Here is a 22,771-nt window from a genome sequence, read left to right on the forward strand (position 1 = left end):
GAAAAGCGGTTTCACTGCAATAATGTCTCCAGATCCATATCGATCGCAGAGGGTGCTCGTCGCTCGGCCTCGATGTCATCGAGACGAACATCGACACAGAACATGACGGGATCTGCGGTGAATTCGTCGAGCATCACATGGTAGGAGTAGACAGGCACCGGACACCCCTGCTTGTCCTGCAGCACCAGGCGCCCCGGTGGTATGGCCTTGCCCTCGCATAGCCATGCCGTGTGGTTGCGTATCACCTGCGCTCGCATGGGCTCGGGAATGATCAGCTCTTCGAGGGGACGACCGGCAGCCTCTTCGGCCCGGTAACCGTAGAGCCGAACACTTTCCGCATTCCAGTAGATGACCCGCCGATTGCGGTCATAGCCTTGGACCGCGACATTCGGCAGGCTTTCCAGCAGCACCCTGAAACGTGAGTCACCCTGGCAACCATTGCTAGCTGAGCGTGAACGGAACCTTGATAATTGCCACAGGCAACGGAAAGGACTGAGCAAATGACGCACCTGCAGGCTCCATGACCGAGTTAAGCCTGCATGGTACTAGAGTTCAGCGACAATCTCGTATCGGCTTGCATAATGAGGCCCTCGGCTGTGTCGAGGGCCTCATCACGACAGCGAGCGCTCTGTTACTGACGCACGCCCTCGAAGGTAACGTAGAGTTCCAGCTCATGCATCGCTTCGGGGAAGTCGCTCATGTCGATACCGAAGTCGGCCAGGGTCAGCGTCGTCGATCCCTCGAAACCGGCACGGTAGCCGCCCCACGGGTCTTCTCCCTCACCCATCAGGGTAACCGGCATCTCGATCTCGCGAGTCTCTCCGTGCAGGGTCAGGTCACCGGTCAAGATACCCTCGTCCTCACCGTTGGGCGTAAAGCCGGTGGAAACGAAGGTGGCGGTCGGATACTCATCGGCTTCCAGGAAGTCGCCACTGAGGAAGTGCTTGTCACGCTCAGCATTATTGGTGTTCAAGCTATCCACCTGAACCTCCATCTCGACGCTTGATGCCTCGAGGTCCTCGGGGTCGTAGTGGAAGCGGCCTTCGAACTCCTCGAAATTGCCGAGAATGTAGGAAAAGCCGAGATGGTTGATCTTGAACTGGATGAAAGCATGCTGCCCTTCGGTGTCCACCACGTAGTCGTCTGCCAGTACCGGACCGGCGACGGCCAGGGAAACGGCGCCAAAGGCAGCAGCGAGTGCGGTTTTCTTGAACATCGAGTCTCTCCTTGATGGAAGCGCCCATGGGCGCTGGCGTTCAACGGCGACGCGTACGTGCCGGATTCAACATGCGCACGAAGGTATCGTGGCGATCGAAAAAGTGGTGTTTCAGTGCTGCCAGGGTATGGCCCGCCGCCAGCAGCAACAGCGCCACGGCACTGTACCAGTGGATCTCGCCAGCAACGCTGGCCTGGTCGGGAAGGTGACTCACCAGAGCCGGCACCTCGAACCAGTCGAAGACGCTGATGCCATGCCCTTTGGCAGTGGAGATCAGGTAGCCGCTGATCATGACGGATAGCATCAGCACATAAAGTGTGATATGCCCCACGTGCGCGGCGACACGCTCCACGCGGCTACCATGGGCGACGGGAGTGGGTTGTAACAGGCGCCAGAACACGCGCAGCAGCGTAGCGAACAGCAACAGCATGCCAATGGAGCGGTGCCACCACGGGGCACGGTTGTACCAAGGATCGTAGTAGCCTAGGTCCGTCATCCACCAACCGAGCAGGAACAGGCCCACGATTGCCAAGGCGCTGGCCCAGTGAAGAAGTATGCTGACCAGGCCCCAGCCTGAGCGGGTGTTGCGCCACATCTCGTCGCTCCCGTTGAGCTGCGTCGTCGATGAAAGGCAGCATACCGTAACGGTTGCTCAGGATGTGCTGAAAAAACCGAACGTTACATTCGTAAAAATCACTCGCTCGAGCGCCGTGCGTGCCTGCGCCGCGCCAAGCATTTCGAGTCAGAGCAGCGCATCGAGTCCACGCGCCAGGTCGAGGCGAATGTCGTCGAACGCCTCGAGACCGACCGCCACGCGGATTAGCCCCTCACCAATCCCCGCAGCTTCCTTTTGTGCCTCTGAGAGACGCCCGTGGGTGGTGGTGCCGGGATGGGTGATGGTGCTCTTGACGTCACCCAGATTACCGGTAATCGAGAGCATGCGGGTGGCATCGATGACCGACCAGGCGGCCTCGCGGCCCCCTTTCACCTCGAAACCCAGCACCGCACCAAAGCCAGTCTGCTGGCGACAAGCCAGCTCATGCTGCGGGTGGTCCGGCAAGCCACTGTAGTAAACCCGCGCCACCGCCGGGTGTCCCTGCAGCCACTCGGCAAGTGCCTGGGCATTCTCGCAGTGGGCTCGCATGCGCAGCGAGAGCGTCTCGAGACCCTTGGTGAAGATCCAGGCGTTGAACGGGCTCAGACATGGCCCACAGGTGCGCACCACGCCGAACACCTCTTCGAGTACCTTGTCGCGCCCCACGACGGCGCCTCCCACCGCACGTCCCTGCCCGTCCAGATATTTGGTGGCAGAATGGATCACCAGATCGGCCCCCAGCGTCAGCGGTTTCTGCAATGCCGGCGTCAGGAAGCAGTTGTCGATAGCGAGCAACGCCTCATTCCGGTGAGCGATCTCGGCAAGTGCCGCAATGTCGACCACCTCGGAAAGCGGGTTGGAAGGCGTCTCGGCAAACAATAGGCGGGTATGCGGCGTGATTGCCGCCTCCCAGGCGGCCAGATCGGAGAGCTCCACGTAGCGTGTGGTAATACCCAACTTGCCGAAGTACTTGTCGAACAGGCTGACGGTGGAACCGAACAGCGAGCGTGAGGCGACGATTTCGTCCCCGGCCTGCAACAGGGCAAGCACGGTCGATAGAATCGCCGCCATGCCGGAGCTCGTCGCCACGCAGCGCTCACCGCCTTCCAGCGCGGCAAGACGACGCTCAAAGGTGTGCACCGTGGGATTGGTGAAACGCGAGTAGACGTTGCCCGGCTCTTCTCCCTTGAACTTGCGCGCCGCTTCCGCGGCACTGCCGTAGACGAAGCTCGACGTGGGGAAGATCGGCTCGCCGTGCTCCTGCTCATGGGTACGCTGATGGCCAGCACGAATCGCCAGGGTTTCCAGCGCCCAGCCGTCGTCTGGAGATGTTGTGTCATGCATGCTCGGCCACCTCAGTCGTCGATGTCGTCTTCCTGATTGTGCATGCCCACCAGGGCGTGGGCCCCGACGCTTAGCTGCTCCTTGGCGGCGTCATTGCGCGAGGCTTCCAGTGCCGAGAGGTAGCTGTCGTCGATATCGCCGGTGATGTAGTTGCCATCGAACACCGAGCAGTCGAATCGCTCGAGTCCCGGGTTGACCTCGCGACAGGCGGCCTTGAGGTCCTCCAGATCCTGGTAGAAGATGCGATCGGCGCCGATCAGTTCCCCCACTTCCGCTTCACTGCGGCCATGGGCGATCAATTCCGCAGCCGCCGGCATGTCGATACCGTAGACGTTAGGGTAGCGCACCGGCGGCGCCGCCGAGGCGAAGTACACCTTGTTGGCCCCTGCATCGCGTGCCATCTGGATGATCTGCTTGCAGGTAGTGCCGCGGACGATGGAGTCGTCCACCAGCAGCACGTTCTTGCCCTTGAACTCGACGCCAATGGCGTTGAGTTTCTGGCGCACCGATTTCTTGCGCTGGGTCTGGCCCGGCATGATGAAGGTGCGGCCGATGTAGCGATTCTTCATGAAGCCTTCGCGATAGGTCACACCCAGATGCTGAGCTAGTTCCAGCGCCGAGGTACGCGAGGTATCAGGAATCGGAATCACCACGTCGATGTCGTGCGCCGGCCACTCGCTGCGGATACGGTCGCCAAGCTTGCGCCCCATCTGCATGCGCGTGCCGTAGACATAGGCGCCGTCGAGAATCGAGTCGGGGCGCGCCAGGTAGACGTGCTCGAAGATACACGGCGACAACCTTGGCGTATCGGCGCACCTTGGCGTATCGGCGCACTGCTGGGTATGAAACTCTCCCTCCATGTCGACGAAGATCGCTTCGCCCGGCGCCAGGTCGCGGTGCAGTTCGAAACCGCCAACGTCGAGCGCCACCGATTCAGAGGCGATCATCACTTCCTGACCGTTGCCCTCGTCGCGGGTGCCGAACACGACAGGACGAATGCCGTTGGGGTCGCGGAAGGCGACCAGACCAACGCCGTTGATGATAGCCACCGCGGCATAGCCGCCGCGGCAGCGGCGATGCACGCGACGCACCGCGTCGAAGATGTCGCCTGGGGCGAGATGCAGCCCCTGCTTGCCCAGCTCATGGGCGAAGACGTTGAGCAGTACTTCGGAATCCGAACTGGTATTGATATGCCGCAGATCGGAAGAGAACAGCTCCTGCTTGAGCTGCTCGGAATTGGTCAGGTTGCCGTTGTGGGCCAGCGCGATGCCATACGGGGAGTTGACATAGAACGGCTGCGACTCCGCCTCGCTGGAGGAGCCCGCCGTGGGGTAGCGCACATGGCCAATGCCCAGGTTGCCCTGCAGTCGCGCCATGTGGCGCGTGTGGAACACATCGCGTACCAGGCCATTGCTCTTGCGCAGCAGAAAGCGCCCCTCGCTCCATGTCATCATGCCGGCGGCATCCTGGCCGCGATGCTGAAGCACCGTCAGGGCGTCATAGATCGCCTGGTTCACGGTCTGCTTGGCCAGAAGGCCGACGATACCGCACATTCCACCTTACCTCGCTTGCAGGGTGCCGACCGGGTCGGCAAAGAAGAATCCGTCGTTCACTGCGCATCGGCGGCGGGCTCGGGCATCTGCCCACCACGACGCTCGGGCAGCGAAATATTCCGCCAGCCCTCGGCGGCCTCGGGCACGCGCCCTTCCCAGGTCTCGAGCTGGCTCACGGCCCAGTCGCGCAGTTGCTCGAAGGTGGGCCGCAGCTCTGCATTCTGCCACGCCTGTAGCTGTGACAGGGGCGTCAGGCTGATCAGGATGGTGGCTACCACCAGTATGGCCGCACCGCGGGCGATACCGAAACAGGCACCGGCGACACGGTTGAAGAATCCCATCCCGACCCACTCCACGGCGGCATGGACCATGCGAATGACGATACCGCAAAGCAGTACCACACCAAGAATCACCAGCACGAAAGCCAGCACCAGCCTGCCATCGGGGTTGTCGATCAGACCGGACAGCAGGTCGGCCACCGGCTCGGCCAGCAGTCGGGCAGCCAGCAGCGCGATGATCCAGGCCGCCAGACCCAGGCCTTCGCGAACCAGGCCACGCATGAAGCCGGCCAGAGTCGAGACGGCCAGTACGGCGAGAAACCCCCAGTCGATCCAGGTCAGCGTCATGCGCTCACTCTCTCACTCGCACCAGCAGGCCCTGGAGGTTGACCCGCTCCTTGACGGCGCTCATGGCACGCTCACCGGACTCCGACGAGTCGAAGGGTCCCACGTAGACCGTGGTCATGTTGTTGTCGCGCCGCCGGCTGTAGACGGGGAAGCCTTGTTCCTGCAACTGCGCCTGGAGCCGCTCGGCATTGCCCGGCTCGCCAAAGCTGCCCACTTGCACGGCCCATTCACCGCCGGGTGACGCGCTCACGCTATTCACTTGTCGCTCGGCGCCTGAGGCTTCCGGCTGGCGACTCTCCTGCCGTTCCGACGCGGCCTGGGCCAGCTCGGCAATCGGATCCTCGCGGGGTGCCTCGACCGACGGCTCCGCGTCGTTGCCCTTCTCTTCCTGGAGCGCCACGGCCGGGTCCGCATCGATCCGAGTTGCATCATCGGGCTCGGGCTCGACGTCTGCCATCGGCGGCTGCGGCTCCACCCGCGCAGGATTCGCCTCGGGACTCTGGATCTGTCCCAGGCTCGCCGGCGGCTGCGGATCAGGCACGTTACGCCGTTCCACCGGCACCGGCTGCTCGATTGTCAACACCGGCTGAGGGCGCTCATCGCGGGGAGCGGGCTCATCGAACAGCATCGGCACGAAGATTACCGCCAAGGCAACCAGAATGATGGCACCGCTGATTCGTTCGCGCATTCCGTACTTCATCACCCCTCCTGCCCCACTAAAACGCTTGCGCCTGCTTCCACGCCAGTATGGCCGCCACCGTGAAGAAGGAGCCGCACACCAATACGCGATCGTCCGGCGCCAGGCGCCCCGACAACCATTCGGCGCCAGCCTCGGGCGACTCTGCCTGGTAAGCGACATGCCCGCCTCGGTCGTCGATGCGCCGCGCCAGATCGGCGGCTGCCCGCGTCCGCTCTCCTGCCAGCGTCACGGCTACCCAGCCATCCGCCAGTTTGGCCAGCGCCTCGATGACGCCGTCGGCGTCCTTGTCTGCGAGCATGCCTAGCAGCACCCAGGTACGACCGCGACATGGCTGAGTCGAGAGCCTCTCCGCAAGATAGCCCGCGGCATGCGGGTTATGCCCCACATCCAGGCACCATTGCCCCAGCCATTGCATCCGACCGGGTACCTGCAGCTCGCGCAAGGCCAACCGACAGCTCACTGGGTCGAGCACTACGCCGGCCGCCGTCAAGGCTTGCAGTGCCGTTGCCGCATTGTCCAGCGGCAGCCCCGGATCGGGCAAGTCTTCGAGACTGGGCAAGGCGCCGTCGACAGCGCTTCCCTGCCAGTCGAAGCGGCCGGAGGCGCCCGCTTGCCAGCGAAACTCCTGCCCCAGCGCCAAAACCGGAGCCCCACAGGCCTTGGCGTACTGGCGTACGCTGTCGGGAAGCTCGCGGCTACCCAGGATGGCGGGGCTCCCGGCGCGCATGATACCGGCCTTCTCACGGCCGATTCCCGCCAGGTCGGTGCCAAGGAAGGCGGCATGATCAAGAGCGATGGTCGTGATCACGGCGACGTCGGCATCGATGACGTTGACTGCATCCAGGCGGCCGCCAAGCCCCACTTCGAGGACGGCGAGATCCGGCGCGTGGCGGGCAATAGCCCAAAGCGCCGCCAGGGTTCCTGCCTCGAAGTAAGTCAGGCTGACGGGATCATCGGAAAGACGTGCTGCCTCGACGGCTTCGAAGCCGGCAATGAGCGTGGCGTCATCAGCCTCGTCACCGTCGATACGCAGCCTCTCGTTGTAACGCATCAGATGCGGCGAAGTATAGGCGGCCGTAGTCAAGCCGTGCGCCCTGGCCAACGCTTCGATCATGGCAACGGTCGACCCCTTGCCATTGGTTCCGGCGACCGTGATCACCCGCGGCGCCAGGCGCTGGGACAGCAGCCCAATGCGACGGGCTACCTCGGCCACCCTATCGAGGCCAAGGTCGATGCCAACCGGATGGATCCGCTCCATGTAATCGAGCCAGGCCTCCAGGCTACGAGACGGAATCGAAGGCATCACGAGCAATCAGCGAGCCGGGTCGCCACGATCGAGGTTCTCGGAAGATTCAGCCTCTTCCGGCGCCCCCGGGTCGGCCGCCCCCATGTACTCGCCTTCTTCCGCCTCTGCTCGCTGTGCCTCATCGACCAGGTCCGGCTCGAGGGGCTCGGGAGGCTCCAGGCCCTGAGGAGGCTGGTGGGTAAGCTTGCGCAGCACGCCACCGAGACGGGCACGCATTTCGCCCCGGGTCACGATCATATCTACCGTGCCATGCTCGAGCAGGAACTCGCTGCGCTGGAAGCCTTCGGGGAGCTTCTCGCGCACGGTCTGCTCGATGACGCGAGGGCCGGCGAAACCGATCAGGGCATTGGGCTCGGCCACGTTGAGATCGCCGAGCATGGCCAGCGACGCCGAAACGCCACCGAACACCGGATCGGTCAGCACCGAGATGTAGGGCACGCCGGCCTCACGCAGGCGCTCCAGCGCCGCCGAGGTCTTGGCCATCTGCATCAGCGAGAACAACGCCTCCTGCATCCGCGCCCCACCCGAAGCGGAGAAGCAGACGAAAGGAATACGCTCTTCGAGCGCCAGGGTAGCCGCACGCACGAACTTCTCACCCACCACGGCGCCCATGGAGCCGCCCATGAAGGTGAACTCGAAGGCCACCACGACCACCGGCAGGCCGTCCAGCGTTCCGCGCATGGTCACCAGGGCATCCTTCTCGCCGGTCTCCTTCTGAGCCGCGCCTAGGCGATCCTTGTACTTCTTCGAATCGCGGAACTTAAGCCGATCCACCGGCTCCAGGTCGGCCGAGATCTCCTCCCGCCCTTCCTTGTCGAGGAACCAGTCGAGTCGCTTGCGCGCCGTCAACCGCAGATGGTGGTCGCACTTGGGACAGACGTTGTGATGCTTCTCCAGTTCGGGCAGGTAGAGTACCGCCTCGCACTTCGGGCACTTGCGCCACAGGCCGTCGGGCACGCTGGCCCGCCGGTCCTTGCGCTGAATCCGCCCCATGGAGGGAACAATCTTGTCGAGCCAGCTCATGTCAGAAAGACTTCCGTATGCTGTTGCGCCCGGCGGTACCGGGCGTCATGAGTCAAAATCGTGGGCAAGGGCGAGCCCCAAGGCTAGCGCGCCGGTAGCGCATCCAGGGCCTGGCGCATCTCACCGAGAATCGCCTTGAGCTCTCCGGCAATCACGTCCGGCTGCTCGGCGTGCTCGGCGATACGACCGACCAGGGCGCTGCCAACGATGACACCATCGGCGACCTGGCCGACTTCGGCGGCCGAGGCACCGTCACGAATGCCGAAACCGACGCACAGCGGCAGCTCGGTCAGTCTACGCAGCGGCGCCAGGTGCTCGGCAACATCCGCGGCGTTGAGCGTGGCGGCCCCGGTCACCCCCTTGAGCGCAACATAGTAGAGGTAGCCCTCGCCATGGGCGCATATTGTAGCGGCCCGCTCCTGCGAAGTGGTAGGGGCGACCAGAAAGATCGACGCCAGGCCCTTCTGCTTGAGAATGGGACCGAGCTCATCGGCCTCTTCGGGCGGCATGTCCACGGTCAGCACACCGTCGACACCGGCGTCAGCAGCTTGCGCGGCGAAGGCCTCGAGGCCGATGCGCTCGACCGGGTTGAGATACCCCATCAGCACGATCGGGGTCTGAGCATCACGCTGACGGAATTCGCGCACCATCTCGAACAGATGGGTGAGGCGTACGCCGTGCTTGAGCGCTCGCTCGCAGGCCTTCTGGATCACCGGGCCATCGGCCATCGGATCGGAAAAAGGCACCCCCAGTTCGATCACGTCGGCACCCGCCTCCACCAGGGCATGCATGAAGCCGACGGTGTGCTGGGGCGCCGGATCGCCGGCAGTGATATAGGGGATCAGTGCGCGACGCCCCTGGGCCTTGAGTTCGGCGAAGCGTGCATCGATTCGATTCATCGTCAAAACTCCAGGCCGTCGATCTTGGCCACCGTCATGATGTCCTTGTCGCCGCGGCCGGAAAGATTGACCACGATATTCTGCTCGGGCCGCATGGTGGGTGCCAGCACCTTGGCATGCGCCAGGGCGTGGGCTGATTCAAGCGCCGGCATGATGCCCTCGATACGAGTCAGCTCGCGGAACGCCTCGAGTACGGCATCGTCGTTGGCAGTCACGTACTGCACCCGACCCACGTCCTTCCACAATGCATGCTCGGGCCCTACGCCGGGATAGTCGAGGCCGGCCGAGATCGAGTGGGTATCGGAAACCTGGCCACCTTCGTCGGACATCAGATAGGTGCGATTGCCGTGCAGTACGCCACGCGGCGCATTGGACGCCAGCGGGGCGGCATGACGCCCGGTGTCGACGCCGTCGCCACCGGCCTCGACGCCATACATGGCGACCTCGTCATCCTCGACGAAGGGGTAGAACAGGCCCATGGCGTTGGAACCGCCGCCGACGCAGGCGACCAGCGCATCGGGCAGCTTGCCGAACTCCTCGAGCGACTGGCGGCGTGCCTCGCGACCGACCACGGCGTTGAAGTCGCGCACCAGCATCGGATACGGATGCGGCCCGGCCACCGTGCCAATGATGTAGAAGGTGTCGTCGACGTTGGTCACCCAGTCGCGCAGCGCCTCGTTCATGGCGTCCTTGAGAGTACGAGTACCCGACTCCACCGGGATCACGTTGGCCCCCAGCAGGCGCATGCGGTAGACGTTGAGCTTCTGGCGCTGCACGTCCTCGGCGCCCATGTAGACCTCGCACTTGAGCCCCAGGCGCGCCGCCACGGTGGCCGTGGCCACGCCGTGCTGGCCGGCACCGGTTTCAGCGATCACCCGCGGCTTGCCGCTCATCTTGGCCAGCAGCGCCTGGCCGATGGTGTTGTTCACCTTGTGTGCGCCGGTATGGTTGAGGTCCTCGCGCTTGAGCCAGATCCGTGCCCCACCCAGCTTCTTCGACCATCGCTCCGCATGGTAGAGCGGAGAGGGGCGGCCCACGTAATGGGCCAGGTCATAGTCGAATTCGGCCTGGAAGTCCGGATCGTCGCGAAGACGCAGGTAGGTCTTCTCCAGATCGTCCAGGGCGAAGCTCAGGGTCTCCGAGACGAACCGACCGCCATAGGGGCCGAAGTGGCCGCGGGCGTCCGGCAGTCGGGTCAGGTCACTGAACTTGCTCACTAAAGACACCTCATAGGGTCGCCATAAGGGACAGGGAATTGGGTCGGGCTTGGGCAAATGACGTTCATGCCAGGCGCTTGCGATCCGCCTCGGCCACCGCCGCGGCGAACACCGACAGCAGGCGCGGATCCTTGCAGCCGGGTTCGGCCTCCACGCCGCCGGAAACATCCACCGCGAAGGGGCGCACGCGCTCGATGGCGTCGGCGACGTTGTCCGCGCTCAGCCCACCCGCGAGAATAACAGGTTTTGCCAGGTTTGCGGGGATTCGCGACCAGTCGAAGGTCTCGCCGGTGCCTCCCGGCACGCCGGGACGATAGGCGTCCAGCAGCAGCGCCTGGGCGCCGGCATAGGCCTCTGCGGCAGCGTGCAGGTCGAGGTCGTCGCGCATGCGCAGCGCCTTGATCCAGGGCCGGCCGATACCGGAACAGAACGCCGGCGTCTCGTCGCCGTGGAACTGCAGCAGGTCGAGATACTCCGCGCAGCGCGCGATCAGCTCGGGCTCCTGATCGACGAACAGCCCCACCCGAGTGACGAAAGCCGGCACTCTGGACGCAAGCGCCGCCAGGCGCTGCTCATCGACGCAGCGCTTGCTGCCAGGCCAGAGCACGAAGCCCAGGGCATCGGCTCCGGCAGCCACGGCATCGGCCACGTCCTGCTCGCGGGTCAGGCCGCAGAACTTGATGCGGGTGCGCACCGGGGGCGGGCAGGCTATCGTCATGACTCATCCTCCTTCGCCATGGGCGCCTTGCCCGCTGCTTCGGCCACGGGCCGGCCCCGGCGAAATTCGACCATGGGACACGCGGGCAGTTCGCGCTCGCCGGTCCACTCACCCAGAAAAGCCAGCAGGTTCGGCCCCAGCGGCTCCTGCGGCAGCCCCCAGGCCTCGTCATAAAGCGAGTCGACGAAGTGCAGCCCACAAGCCGGCGCGGTGACGTCGGATAGCGTACGGTCCTTGAGCGCCAGCAGCTCGGCCAAGTAGCCATCGCCTTGCTCGCCGCGACCCACCGTGACCAGTGCTCCGACGATGTTGCGAATCATGTGGTGCAGGAAGGCATTTCCCTGCACGTCGACGACGACTAGCGGGCCGTGGCGATGCACCTCGATAAAGTGCAGGTGGCGCCAGGGCGTCTTCGATTGACAGCCCGCCGCCCGGAAGCTGGAAAAATCGTGTTCCCCCACCAGCGCCTGGGCCGCGCGATGCATGGTGTCGGCGTCCAGCGGATCCCGGCACCAGGTGACATTGGCACGTTCCAGCACCGGCCGGCTGGGCTGGTTGAGGATGAGGTAGCGGTAACGCCGTGCCAGCGCCTTGAAACGGGCGTGGAACGCCTCGGGAACTTCGCGCACCCAGCGCACGGCGATGTCGCGCGCCAGATTGGCGTTGACACCGAACACCCAGGCCTTCTGCGAACGGGGCGCCGGCGCATCGAAGTGCACGATCTGGCGGGTGGCGTGCACGCCGGAATCGGTGCGCCCACTGGCGTGTATCGTAATTGGCTGGCTCGCCACCTTGGAGAGCGCCCGCTCCAGTTCGGCCTGCACCGAGGGAGCGTGCTTGAGCCGCTGCCAGCCACAGTAGGCGCTGCCGTCATACTCCACCCCCATGGCCAGGCGGCCACTCAAGGGGCGATGATCATCGAGAGGTCGGAACAGGGTCATGCCACCGTCAGAGTCGATTGTGTGTGAGCAATGCTTGCGCCTCGTCGCGCAGGCGGGAATCCTCCGCCCCGTCACGCAGACGCTGCAGCATCGCACGAGCGCGCTCCACCTCACCGGCATCCAGCAACCGGCGGGCCTCACTCAGCTCGCCGCGCCAGTCAGGCTCGCTTGGGGCTGCACCATTATCCCGGTCCAACGGCGGGAAGGCCACCTCCTCGACCTCCCACTCGGCCTCGTCCGCCTGATCGTCGTGGCGGTCCGTCGCCTCGGCCTCCTGCTCGGCGCTGCCGGCCGCGCTGATTCGTGGGAACTCGACGCTGGGCTGCATCGGCGTCTCTTCACGAGCGGGCGGCTCCGGATCCAGGCTGGGTGGTTGATAGTCGATCGTACGCCACTCCAACGTCTCGCTGCGCCCGATGGGCGCGGCGTGTCCCGCGCCGGTGTCGGTCGAGGCCTCGTCGTCATCCTCCTGCGGCGTAACATCCGACGTCCTGGGCGACGGGACCTCCTCACGGAACGCCTGCTGATCAGGCCTCGCCTCCCCGCTGTCGGCAGGAGTCGGGGAAGGAAGGTCGGCATGCTCACGCTCGGCCGATGCCGAGGACTCGTCTCGCTCTGAGGTATGCTCTTGGGGCTCGGCCTGCTCCCTCACTCCTGGCTCGGCCAGGGGTCGCGGCGTCTCAGAGCGGCTCGACAGGGAGTCAGTCTCCGGCGAAGGAGGCTGGTGCTTGGCCAGCAACCGCCCCGCTTCGGCCACCAGGGCCGCATCGCCGGTCTCGGCCAACCGCTGCGCCTCGTGCTCTGCCGCCTGCCGGTCACCCTGCTCGACGTGCACGTTGAGCAACTTGAGGCGCAAGTCCTGCCGTTCGGGATCACGCGCCAGACCTGCCTCCAACAACTCTCGGGCCTGATCGAAGCGACCATAGGCCATGAAGATATCCGCCTCACTGATCGCCTCGGCCTGAGGCATGGCATTGCGCGGCACCTCCTCCTGTGAGGACTCGACCTCTCCTACGCTCATTCCCCTGACGACAGGAGATGCCGGCTCGGCTGGAGCGCTCGACGGTGCCACCGCAGCGGTTGGAGGAGCACCATGCACCATGTTCGGCATGGTACGGCTTCCCATCGTCGACGCGGCCTCACGGTGCTGGCGCCGACGAATAAAGAGCCAGAGTCCTAGCAGGGCCGCCAGCCCCGCGCCGCCCAGGATGAGGTTGCGATCTATGGCCACCGGATAGGCCGCCCCCCACCATGCCGCATCGGCATCGGATTCAGTCCCGCGCTGAACGACCACACCGGTACCCTCTGCCTCATCACCCGCACCGTCATTCATCAGGGCATCAAGCTGCTCCCGCATGGCCTCGATCTCGTCGCGCAGGCCACCCAACTCGTGCTGCAAGGCATCACGCTCCCTCTGGACCTCTTCCAGCGCAGCACGGCTCTCCTCCCAGCGCTGTTCGAGCAGTGCGAGTCGAGGGCCGCTTCCGCCGACGGTCAGCTCGCCGGCTCCCAGCGTTGCCAATACCTCGGCATCAAGCACGTCCTGGGCAAGTCCGCCTTCTTCTTCGGCAGTGGTCGCCGATCGGTTCTCATCCCTGGCCACACCCAGCGCGGCCTCGGCAGCCAACTCTTCATCGCTGAGCAGCGTCAGGCGCGGCGCGGCGGAGGCCTCGCCCGCCGTAGTACCGGCACCCTCCCCCTGCTCGGTCGCTTGCGGCTGACCTGACGCTGCGGAAGACTCGGCCACCGCTTGCGCTGCAGCAGTGGCAGCCACCTCGACACTGTCACCGACCGCGGCGGCTGGCGTCAGTGAAACGCGAGCCGGACCACCGCTGCCTCGGCTCGCCCAGGCCTGATTCATGGCCTGAACGATGTTGGTTGCCTCTTGTGCAGAGCGCGCCGCAATGGCCTCGCGCGACGGCACGTCCAACGTATGACCGGCGCGCATGGCGTTGATGTTGCCTGAAGGGAAAACGTCGGGATTGGCTTCGACCAGCGCCACCATCATCTGGTCCATGCTGATCCCACCATCCGGACGCAGGCGCCCGGCAACCGACCATAGGGTATCGCCACTGCCGACCCAGGCGCTCTCCTCCGCCGGACGCCGCCCATCCGCAGGCACAACGGCCACTTGTGAGGCAACGGGCGCAGTCTCGGTTACCCGCGTTTCGACGGCGGGACTTGCAGGCTGGCGCTCCGAACCGCTCACCAGCACTGGCATGCTGTCATAGCCAGGCGGGTCAAGCAGCAGCGTCATTTCTCGCAGCTGACGGCCCGCTGGCCAGTCGAAGCGCAGCAGCAGGTCCACCCAAGGCTCCCGGACCGCATTCTCGCTGGAGAGGGTCACGACCCAGCGCCCCTGGCGAACCTCTACGTCGGCTCGCACGCTGGCCGCCAAGGGAGTGCGCGACAGCCCAGCGGACTCGAACTCCTGAGGCCCCGCCACACTGACTCGCAGCCGCTCGGGGTCGAGCCCTTGCGTATCGGTGAGTGGAATGACGGCACGCAGCGGTGCATTGAGGGAGGAGCGCACTTCGACCTCCCCCACGCCCAGTGCCAGTGCCAGAGGGCTTGCGGTCGTAAGCGCCAGCAGCATGGCTGATGTCAACTTGCGTCTCATTGGTTTCCCTTGCATTGCCGCCTGCCTTCAAGGCACCCGGTTACTGTGCTGCCCGGGGCAGGTTCGAATATCTACCATATCTCGTACCGCGTGCTGCACGTCGATGTCCAGTGCAGCAGTCTTCCCCGTACAGCACAGCGCCTGCTGAGCCCACACAAAAACGGGGCACCTCCCGCAGGAGATGCCCCGTTGACGGCAACTGCGAGACGATCACTGCTCGCGCAGGATCTTCAGCATGCGCTTGAGCGGTTCGGCCGCGCCCCACAGCAACTGGTCGCCCGCGGTGAAGGCGGAAAGGTACTCGCCGCCCATGTTCAGCTTGCGCAGCCGGCCCACCGGAACACTCAGGGTGCCGGTAACGACCGAAGGCGTCAGCCCGGCGATGGTGGCCTCCTTGTCGTTGGGGATCACCTTGACCCACTCGTTGTGCTTGGCGATGCGCTCCTCGATTTCATCTATCGGCACATCTTTCTTCAACTTGATGGTAAACGCCTGGCTGTGCGAACGCATGGCACCGATGCGCACGCAAATACCGTCGATGGGAACCGGATTGTCCTGGAGACCGAGGATCTTGTTGGTCTCGACGCTGCCCTTCCACTCCTCACGGCTCTGGCCGTTGTCGAGCTTGGTGTCGATCCACGGCAGCAGGCTGCCCGCAAGCGGTGCGGTGAAATTGTCGATCGGGAAGTCGCCGCCGCGCATGGCCTGAGTGACCTTGCGGTCGATGTCGAGAATGGCGCTGGCGGGATCGTCCAGCTCATCGGCGACGCTGTCGCGCAGCGCACCCATCTGGTTGAGCAGCTCGCGCATATGCTTGGCGCCGGAGCCGGAGGCGGCCTGATAGGTCATGGAGGTCATCCACTCGATCAGGTCGGCCTCGAACAGGCCACCCAGGCCCATCAGCATGAGGCTGACGGTACAGTTGCCGCCGACGAAGGTCTTGGCGCCGCGGGCCAGCTGCTCATCGATGACGCGACGGTTGACCGGATCGAGCACGATGGTCGCCTCGTCCTCCATGCGCAGGGTGCTCGCAGCGTCGATCCAGTAGCCCTTCCAACCGCTGCCGCGCAGATCGCCGTAGACCTGCTTGGTATAGTCGCCGCCCTGACAGGTGATCACCACATCCAGCGCCTTGAGCTCTTCGATGTCGGTGGCATCCTTCAGCGGAGGCACGTCCACGCCGACGTCGGGGCCGGGCTGACCGACCTGGGAGGTGGTGAAGAAGATCGGCTCGATGCCGTCGAAATCTCCATCCTCCTGCATGCGCTGCATGAGCACGGAGCCCACCATGCCACGCCATCCGACGAAACCGACTTTCAACATGTGAAGTCCTCCTGGAAAGAATGAGGCCAATAGTATACACGACCCGGGCTCACCTCGCAGGCGAGCCCGGGCCCAGGGTAACGACAGAGGAATGCGTTGGCGTTCAGTGCGCCTCGAAGGCCGCCAGCACCGCGTCGCCCATTTCCGTAGTAGAGACGGTACGCGTGCCCTCCGAGGCAATATCCGCGGTCCGCAGGCCGTCGTCCAGCACTTTCCCCACGGCACTTTCAATGCCTGCCGCCAGCTCGGGCTCGGCGAGCGAATAGCGCAGCATCATCGCCACCGAGAGGATGGTCGCCAGCGGGTTGGCAATGCCCTGACCGGCGATGTCCGGTGCACTGCCGTGGCAGGGTTCGTACATGCCCTGGCCACTCTCGTTGAGCGAGGCGGAGGGCAGCATGCCGATGGAGCCGGTCAGCATGGCAGCGGCGTCGGAGAGGATGTCGCCGAACATGTTGCCGGTGACCATGACGTCGAACTGCTTGGGTGCGCGCACCAGCTGCATGGCGGCGTTGTCGACGTACATGTGCGTGAGCTCGACGTCGGGGTACTCCGGCGCCAGCCGCTCCATCACCTCTCGCCAGAGAATCGTGACTTCCAGCACGTTGGCCTTGTCGACGCTGCACAGGCGCCTGCCGCGCTTCTGTGCCAGCTCGAAGGCGACCCGACCGATACGCTCGATCTCGCTCTCGGAGTAGACGTAGGTGTTGAAGCCGACGCGCTGGCCGTCGCGCACCTCGATGCCGCGGGGCTGGCCGAAGTAGATGCCGCCGGTAAGCTCGCGCACGATCATGATGTCCAGCCCGGCCACGAGCTCGGGCTTGAGACTGGAGGCGCTAGCCAGTTGCGGGTAGGTGATGGCCGGGCGCAGGTTGGCGAACAGGCCGAGGTTCTTGCGCAGGCCGAGCAGTCCCTTCTCGGGGCGCTTGGCCAGGTCCTCGAGCTTGTCCCACTTGGGGCCGCCCACGGCGCCGAGCAGGATAGCGTCGGCGACTTTGGCCTTGTCCAGGGTGACGGCGGGCAGCGGCTCACCGTGCTCGTCATAGGCGCTACCACCCACGAGCGCCTCCTCCACCTCGACGTCAAGGCCGCGGGCCTGGCAGGCGGCCAGGATGCGGCTCGCCTGGGCGGTGATCTCGGGGCCGATGCCGTCACCCGGCAGTACCAGAATCTTGCGTGTCATCGTAGCTTCCTTGGTTGACTACCACCGTCGCAAGCGGGGCGCCGAGGGCAGGCCGAAGAGGAGAGCTTTTGCCATGGATGGCAAAAGTAGCGCCCAGGGATGGGTTCACAGCGCCTCCTCGCAGGCCTGCCGCCGGATCAGCTCCTCGGAGTGCCAAAGGCAAGCTTGAGTTAAGAGGCGACCACTTGCCAGCCGCCTAATCAGCCCCTCACCGACGGATGTAAAGAAAAGATCTTGTCAGGCCTGAGCACCATCACGAAACAGCCATGGCCTCTCGGCACGGTGGCGCTGCTCGAAGGCGCGAATGGCGTCCTCGTCCTGCAGCGTGATGCCGATGTCGTCCAGCCCCTCGAGCAGGCAGTGCTTGCGGAAGGCATCGACCTCGAACTCGAGGATCTCGCCCGAGGGTGTGATCACCCGCTGGTTCTCGAGATCCACGTCGAGGCGGTAGCCTTCATTCGCTTCCACTTCGCGGAACAGACGATCCACGGTCTCTTCCGACAGCGTGATCAGCAGCAGGCCGTTCTTGAAGGCGTTGTTGTAGAAGATATCGGCAAAGCTCGGCGCAATCACCACGCGGAAACCGAAGTCCTCCAGTGCCCAGGGCGCGTGCTCGCGGGAGCTGCCGCAGCCGAAGTTGCGCCGCGCGAGCAGCACGCTGGCGCCCTGATAGCGCGGCTGATTGAGGACGAAATCCGGGTTGAGCGGACGCTGGGAAACGTCCTGACCGGGCTGCCCCTCGTCGAGATAGCGCAACTCGTCGAACAGATTGACGCCAAAGCCGGTGCGCTTGATCGACTTCAGGAACTGCTTGGGAATGATCAGGTCGGTATCGACGTTGGCCCGGTCGAGCGGTGCGACGAGCCCTTCGGTGCGTTCGAATTTCCTCATGGCTCAGGCCTCCTCTGCAACGGGCTGGGCGTCGAAGTTGCGCACGTCGACGAAGTGGCCGGCGATGGCGGCGGCGGCGGCCATGGCCGGGCTGACCAAGTGGGTGCGCCCGCCGTAACCCTGGCGTCCCTCGAAGTTGCGGTTCGAGGTGGAGGCGCAGTGCTCGCCGGCACCCAGCTTGTCGGCGTTCATCGCCAGACACATGGAGCACCCCGGCTCGCGCCATTCGAAGCCTGCTTCGATGAAGATCTTGTCGAGCCCCTCGGCCTCGGCCTGGCGCTTCACCAGGCCCGAGCCCGGTACCACCATGGCGAGCTTGATGGAATCTGCCACCTTCTTGCCGCGGGCCACCTTGGCCGCCTCGCGCAGATCCTCGATGCGCGAGTTGGTGCACGAGCCGATGAACACCTTGTCGAGCTTGATCTCGGTGATTCTCTGCTTGGGCGCGAGCCCCATGTACTCCAGCGCTCGGGTGTAGCCGCGCTTGACGGTGTCATCGCCCTGCTCGGTCGGGTCGGGTACTTCGCCGGAGATGCCGGTGACCATCTCGGGGCTGGTACCCCAGCTCACCTGGGGCTCGATCTCGGCGGCATCCAATGTGACCACCTTGTCGAACTGGGCGTCCGCATCGGAGACCAGGTTGCGCCAGTCCGCCACGGCGGCCTTCCACTGCTCGCCCCGGGGAGCGAAGGGACGCTCGGCGAGATAGTCGATGGTAGTGTCGTCCACGGCGATCAGGCCGACCCGGGCGCCGGCCTCGATGGCCATGTTGCACACCGTCATGCGGCCTTCCATGGAGAGGTCGCGAATGGCGCTGCCGGCGAACTCGATGGCGTAACCGGTGCCGCCGGCGGTGCCGATCTTGCCGATGATGGCCAACACCACGTCCTTGGCGGTCACGCCGGTGCCAAGCTTGCCCTCGACGCGCACCTGCATGTTCTTCATCTTCTGCGCCAGCAGGCACTGGGTGGCGAGCACGTGCTCGACCTCGGAAGTGCCGATGCCGTGGGCGAGCGCGGCGAAGGCGCCGTGGGTGGCGGTATGGGAGTCGCCGCACACCACGGTCATGCCGGGCAGCGTGGCGCCCTGCTCCGGGCCCACCACGTGCACGATGCCCTGGCGCGGGTCGTTGATCTTGAACTCTTCGATACCGAACTCGACGCAGTTGTCGTCCAGAGTCTGCACCTGGATCAGCGACACCGGGTCCTTGATGCCGGCGTTGCCCTCGGCGCGTTCCTTCAGCGTGGTCGGCACGTTATGGTCAGGCGTGGCCAGGTTCGCGTCGAGACGCCACGGCTTGCGCCCGGCCAGGCGCAGCCCCTCGAAGGCCTGCGGCGAGGTCACTTCGTGCAGCAACTGGCGGTCGATGTAGATCAGTGCGGTGCCGTCGTCGCGCTCCTTCACCAGGTGCTGCGACCACAACTTGTCGTAAAGCGTCTGGCCTGCCATATCGTTCTCCCGGGCTCTATGGCCCTTTTGCTCATCCGGTCGGTCCGAGCTGCCCCAATGCCGCGGCTGTTCCGGCGCCGCTCACGCTGCAGCAACCGCCAAGCTAATCCGTACGGGTGATTCACGCTTGGCTCTCGTTGGTGTCATCAAGTCTTGCGCGGCTCGCCCATAAAAGCAATTCATGTTATTTATCCATTGGATTCCATAAAGGAATACAAGGAAAGATGGACACTCAAAGCCTGCAAGCCTTCCTCGCCGTGGCCGACAGCGGCAGCTTCTCCCGCGCCGCCGAGCATCTGTACCTGACCCAGCCGGCGGTCTCCAAGCGCATTGCCACCCTCGAGGAGCAGATCGGTGCCCGCCTGTTCGATCGCATCGGCCGCCGCGTCACCCTCACCGAGGCGGGCCGGGTGCTGCTGCCCCGCGCCCGTGAAATTCTCGTCATGGTGGACGACAGCCGCCGCGCACTGACCAATCTCGAAGGCCAGGTGGCCGGCAACCTGACCCTCGCCACCAGCCACCATATCGGCCTGCACCGCCTGCCACCGCTGCTCAAGACCTACACCCAGGCCCACCCAGAGGTGCGACTCGACCTGCGTTTCCTCGACTCGGAGCAGGCCTACCAGGGCGTGCTGGACGGCGAGCTGGAGATCGCCGTGGTAACCCTGGCGCCGCACCCGGACCCGCAGCTCGACGTGGTACCCGTCTGGCAGGACCGCATGTGCTTCGTCTGCGCCCACGACCACCCGCTGGCCGGATACGGGAAGCTCTCGCTCCATGAACTGTGCGCCTTCGATGCGGTGCTCCCCGGTTCGCTGACCTTCACCCGCACGCTGGTCGAATCACGCTTTGCCGCCGCCGGTCTCGAGCTACCGGTGGCGCTCTCCACCAATTACCTCGAAACCCTCAAGATGATGACCGCCATCGGCCTGGGCTGGAGTCTGCTGCCGGAGCGACTGGTAGCGGGCGATCTTCACGAGCTCGATGTGGCGCACCCCGACATTCACCGCTCGCTGGGTTATCTGGTGCACCGCAGCCGTACGCTTTCCAATGCCGCGCGAGCGATGCTCAGGCTACTCGAAGAGGCGCGTGATGCGGCGAGTCGCAAGAAATAGGCAGACATTGTTAGACTGCTCATGAAATAGAAGAATCGCCTCGACTCGCCGGAGCCCCATTCCTCGTGCCCCCACCCGATTCGCCACCGACATCCTTGCGTCATGCCCTGGCTGGCATGCTGATCCTGCTCGGCCTGGTGCAGCAGATCCTTGGCTTCGCCGGGCTGTCGCCGCTGCCGCACGGCGTCGGCTACGCGCTGTGGCTGGCCACCTTTCTACTATGGCGAGACATACCACGCCGCACCCGTTGGCAGGCCGGTGCATTGGCCGCCATCGGCCTAGGATTGCTGATCCTGGCGGGTTGGCGCTACGGCGCCGATATCGCTTGGCCGACAGTCACCAGCGGCAACAGCTATGTGGTGGCCATGCTGGTCGGCGTCAGCTTCATCGGGCTGATTGGCAACCGCAGCGGCAAGACCCGACCGCTCGGCCGTCCGATAACGGGCCGCCGAGGCACCCTGGGCACCTGGCTCGGCGTCCACCTGCTCGGCACCATCCTCAACCTCTCGACTGTGTTCATGATCGGCGACCGCCTCGCCCGGCGCGGCCCGTTGACCACGCCCCAACTGTTGGCACTCAACCGAGGGCTCTCCAGCGCCGCGCTGTGGTCGCCATTCTTCGCCTCCATGGGGGTGGTCATGACCCTGGCGCCGGACATGGCGTATTCTCGCATCCTGACGGTGGGGCTGCCGCTGGCGCTGCTCAGCGGCCTCCTGACCACGCTCGAACTGTCGCGCCGCTTCGATCTGGCCGAGGTGTCCGGGTTCTCGCTCTCGCCGCGCAGCCTGATGATGCCGGTATCGATGGCTATCCTGGTGATGCTATTTCACTTCCGGCTCACGCCCGAACTCGGTATCGTCAGTATCATCACCTTCCTGTTGCCGGCCGTGGCACTGGCCAGCAACCTATCCGCCGGACCACGCTGGACCCTGCGCCGAGTGCGCCAGCACACCCTCACGCGCCTGCCAGCGATGCGCGGCGAGATCGCCCTGTTCCTCTCGGCAGGCCTGCTGACCATGGGACTCTCTACTTTCGTCGTCGCGGCGACAGGCAGCGAATGGCGACTGTTCTCTCATTTCGGCCCGGTCCAGGCCGTGACCAGCTTCCTCGCCATCGTTGTCAGCGCCGTTGCCGGGCTGCACCCGATCATCGGCGTCTCGGTGCTGGCCTCGATGCTGGACCTGCGTGGCAACGAGCAGACGCTGTTTGCCTTTACCGCCCTGGCCTCCTGGGCGGTGGGCACCTCGGTGGGGCCGCTATCGGGGATCAATCTTTCATTGCAGGGCCGCTATGGCGTTAGCGGTTATCGCATGATGCGTCACAACCTGGGGTACGCCCTGCTGCTCAGCGGGCTAGTAGTGGTGTCGATACTCGCGCTCCATGCCTGGTTATGACGACCGATCAGAGTAGCAGCGCCGCAGCGGGCCGGCATGGCACCAACCCGCCAACTCAGGGCTCGCTTATTGCGATAGGCGATAGAAGTAGCGGTGCCCGCACCGATGGCAAGGCTCGATGCGCGTCACACCCTCCAGTTCGACCACCGCATCGCAGTGCACGCAAGCCATGCGCCCAGGTGCCGCTACCTCACCTTCGCAGTAGTCGGCCCGGGCTGCTTCCAGGTCTTCATTGAGTTGTGCGTTCTCGACAATGCTGCGGTCGGCAATGGAGAACAGGGACTCCACCACTCGGCGCGAGAGATGATCGAGGTCGATGCCCAACCAAGCGGCCACACCACGACCACCTGCCCGCAGGTAGCGGCGCATGTCGATCAGGTCACGCTCGACCCAGGCGCGCAGCAGGGCGAGTTCGTCCTTGGTGAACTCCTCCAGTTCGGCCTCGAACTCTACCGCCTCGTCCAATTCCCGCTGAAGGTTCTCCCAGGTCAGATCATCCGCACCCTCACGCAGCCTGCCAAGCATGCGCTCATAGCCCTCACGCAGCCGATGTTCGCGATGGGAGTCGGGACGTTCGCTCATAGTCATCTCCTCGAAGCGGTTTTCGGCATGGACCGGGCATGGCCGGGCATGCGCTACTGGGGTATCCTTGGTTACC

Annotated in this window: 21 protein-coding genes; 2 read left to right on the forward strand and 19 right to left on the reverse strand. The window is 64.8% G+C overall.

Annotation, left to right across the window (positions count from 1 at the left end; genetic code table 11):
• Positions 1 to 11 precede the first annotated feature (11 nt).
• From HNO53_RS13185 to leuC, 18 genes are all read right to left on the reverse strand, one after another.
• Positions 12 to 509, reverse strand: coding sequence for a PAS domain-containing protein (locus tag HNO53_RS13185; RefSeq protein ID WP_242597422.1), 498 nt, complete (start codon positions 507 to 509; stop codon positions 12 to 14).
• Between the two features lie 122 nt (positions 510 to 631).
• Positions 632 to 1,216, reverse strand: coding sequence for a YceI family protein (locus HNO53_RS13190; protein ID WP_209472773.1), 585 nt, complete (start codon positions 1,214 to 1,216; stop codon positions 632 to 634).
• A 40-nt stretch (positions 1,217 to 1,256) separates the two neighbouring features.
• On the reverse strand, positions 1,257 to 1,811 hold the full coding sequence (locus HNO53_RS13195; RefSeq protein ID WP_209472775.1) for a cytochrome b: 555 nt from the start codon (positions 1,809 to 1,811) through the stop codon (positions 1,257 to 1,259).
• A 147-nt stretch (positions 1,812 to 1,958) separates the two neighbouring features.
• Positions 1,959 to 3,155, reverse strand: coding sequence for an O-succinylhomoserine sulfhydrylase (locus tag HNO53_RS13200; RefSeq protein WP_209472777.1), 1,197 nt, complete (start codon positions 3,153 to 3,155; stop codon positions 1,959 to 1,961).
• An 11-nt stretch (positions 3,156 to 3,166) separates the two neighbouring features.
• Positions 3,167 to 4,708 carry an amidophosphoribosyltransferase gene (gene purF, locus HNO53_RS13205; RefSeq protein WP_209472779.1) on the reverse strand — a complete coding sequence of 514 codons (1,542 nt, stop codon included), beginning with the start codon at positions 4,706 to 4,708 and terminating at the stop codon, positions 3,167 to 3,169.
• A gap of 56 nt (positions 4,709 to 4,764) precedes the next feature.
• Complete coding sequence (locus HNO53_RS13210) at positions 4,765 to 5,334, reverse strand: CvpA family protein (RefSeq protein ID WP_209472781.1); 570 nt, start codon at positions 5,332 to 5,334, stop codon at positions 4,765 to 4,767.
• 4 nt (positions 5,335 to 5,338) lie between these two features.
• On the reverse strand, positions 5,339 to 6,034 hold the full coding sequence (locus HNO53_RS13215) for an SPOR domain-containing protein (RefSeq protein WP_209472783.1): 696 nt from the start codon (positions 6,032 to 6,034) through the stop codon (positions 5,339 to 5,341).
• Positions 6,035 to 6,050: 16 nt separating this feature from the next.
• Positions 6,051 to 7,337: a bifunctional tetrahydrofolate synthase/dihydrofolate synthase gene (gene folC / locus HNO53_RS13220; protein ID WP_209472785.1), complete on the reverse strand. Its 1,287-nt coding sequence runs from the start codon at positions 7,335 to 7,337 to the stop codon at positions 6,051 to 6,053.
• Positions 7,338 to 7,346: 9 nt separating this feature from the next.
• Positions 7,347 to 8,363: an acetyl-CoA carboxylase, carboxyltransferase subunit beta gene (accD, locus tag HNO53_RS13225; RefSeq protein WP_209472787.1), complete on the reverse strand. Its 1,017-nt coding sequence runs from the start codon at positions 8,361 to 8,363 to the stop codon at positions 7,347 to 7,349.
• An 83-nt stretch (positions 8,364 to 8,446) separates the two neighbouring features.
• Positions 8,447 to 9,262 (reverse strand): tryptophan synthase subunit alpha, encoded by an 816-nt coding sequence (trpA, locus tag HNO53_RS13230; RefSeq protein WP_209472788.1) that lies wholly within the window; start codon positions 9,260 to 9,262, stop codon positions 8,447 to 8,449.
• 2 nt (positions 9,263 to 9,264) lie between these two features.
• The gene (gene trpB / locus HNO53_RS13235; protein WP_209472790.1) at positions 9,265 to 10,479 is read right to left on the reverse strand and encodes a tryptophan synthase subunit beta; all 1,215 of its coding nucleotides are present in this window, start codon (positions 10,477 to 10,479) and stop codon (positions 9,265 to 9,267) included.
• A 64-nt stretch (positions 10,480 to 10,543) separates the two neighbouring features.
• Positions 10,544 to 11,197: a phosphoribosylanthranilate isomerase gene (locus HNO53_RS13240; protein WP_209472792.1), complete on the reverse strand. Its 654-nt coding sequence runs from the start codon at positions 11,195 to 11,197 to the stop codon at positions 10,544 to 10,546.
• Positions 11,194 to 12,138 carry a tRNA pseudouridine(38-40) synthase TruA gene (truA, locus tag HNO53_RS13245; RefSeq protein ID WP_209472794.1) on the reverse strand — a complete coding sequence of 315 codons (945 nt, stop codon included), beginning with the start codon at positions 12,136 to 12,138 and terminating at the stop codon, positions 11,194 to 11,196. The genes HNO53_RS13240 and truA overlap by 4 nt, the downstream gene beginning before the upstream one ends.
• A 7-nt stretch (positions 12,139 to 12,145) precedes the next feature.
• The gene (locus tag HNO53_RS13250) at positions 12,146 to 14,746 is read right to left on the reverse strand and encodes a FimV/HubP family polar landmark protein (protein WP_209472796.1); all 2,601 of its coding nucleotides are present in this window, start codon (positions 14,744 to 14,746) and stop codon (positions 12,146 to 12,148) included.
• Positions 14,747 to 14,968: 222 nt separating this feature from the next.
• Positions 14,969 to 16,081, reverse strand: a complete 1,113-nt coding sequence (gene asd, locus HNO53_RS13255) for an aspartate-semialdehyde dehydrogenase (protein ID WP_209472798.1) — start codon at positions 16,079 to 16,081, stop codon at positions 14,969 to 14,971.
• Positions 16,082 to 16,184: 103 nt separating this feature from the next.
• Positions 16,185 to 17,264, reverse strand: a complete 1,080-nt coding sequence (leuB, locus tag HNO53_RS13260) for a 3-isopropylmalate dehydrogenase (RefSeq protein ID WP_209472800.1) — start codon at positions 17,262 to 17,264, stop codon at positions 16,185 to 16,187.
• Between the two features lie 237 nt (positions 17,265 to 17,501).
• Entirely contained in the window at positions 17,502 to 18,155 is a 654-nt protein-coding gene (gene leuD, locus HNO53_RS13265) for a 3-isopropylmalate dehydratase small subunit (protein WP_209472802.1), read from the reverse strand.
• 3 nt (positions 18,156 to 18,158) lie between these two features.
• Positions 18,159 to 19,604 (reverse strand): 3-isopropylmalate dehydratase large subunit, encoded by a 1,446-nt coding sequence (gene leuC / locus HNO53_RS13270; RefSeq protein WP_209472804.1) that lies wholly within the window; start codon positions 19,602 to 19,604, stop codon positions 18,159 to 18,161.
• Between the two features lie 224 nt (positions 19,605 to 19,828).
• Between leuC and HNO53_RS13275 the strand changes: the two genes are divergently transcribed.
• Together HNO53_RS13275 and HNO53_RS13280 are read left to right on the forward strand one after the other, a co-directional pair.
• Entirely contained in the window at positions 19,829 to 20,719 is an 891-nt protein-coding gene (locus HNO53_RS13275; RefSeq protein ID WP_209472806.1) for a LysR family transcriptional regulator, read from the forward strand.
• 116 nt (positions 20,720 to 20,835) lie between these two features.
• On the forward strand, positions 20,836 to 22,113 hold the full coding sequence (locus HNO53_RS13280; RefSeq protein ID WP_209478640.1) for a hypothetical protein: 1,278 nt from the start codon (positions 20,836 to 20,838) through the stop codon (positions 22,111 to 22,113).
• Between the two features lie 66 nt (positions 22,114 to 22,179).
• On the opposite strand, the gene HNO53_RS13285 is transcribed toward HNO53_RS13280, so the two are convergent.
• Positions 22,180 to 22,695, reverse strand: a complete 516-nt coding sequence (locus HNO53_RS13285; RefSeq protein WP_209472808.1) for a zinc ribbon-containing protein — start codon at positions 22,693 to 22,695, stop codon at positions 22,180 to 22,182.
• Between the last annotated feature and the right edge of the window lie 76 nt (positions 22,696 to 22,771).

Origin of the sequence: Billgrantia antri (assembly GCF_017868935.1) — a bacterium.
GTDB classification, from domain to species: Bacteria; Pseudomonadota; Gammaproteobacteria; order Pseudomonadales; family Halomonadaceae; genus Halomonas; species Halomonas antri.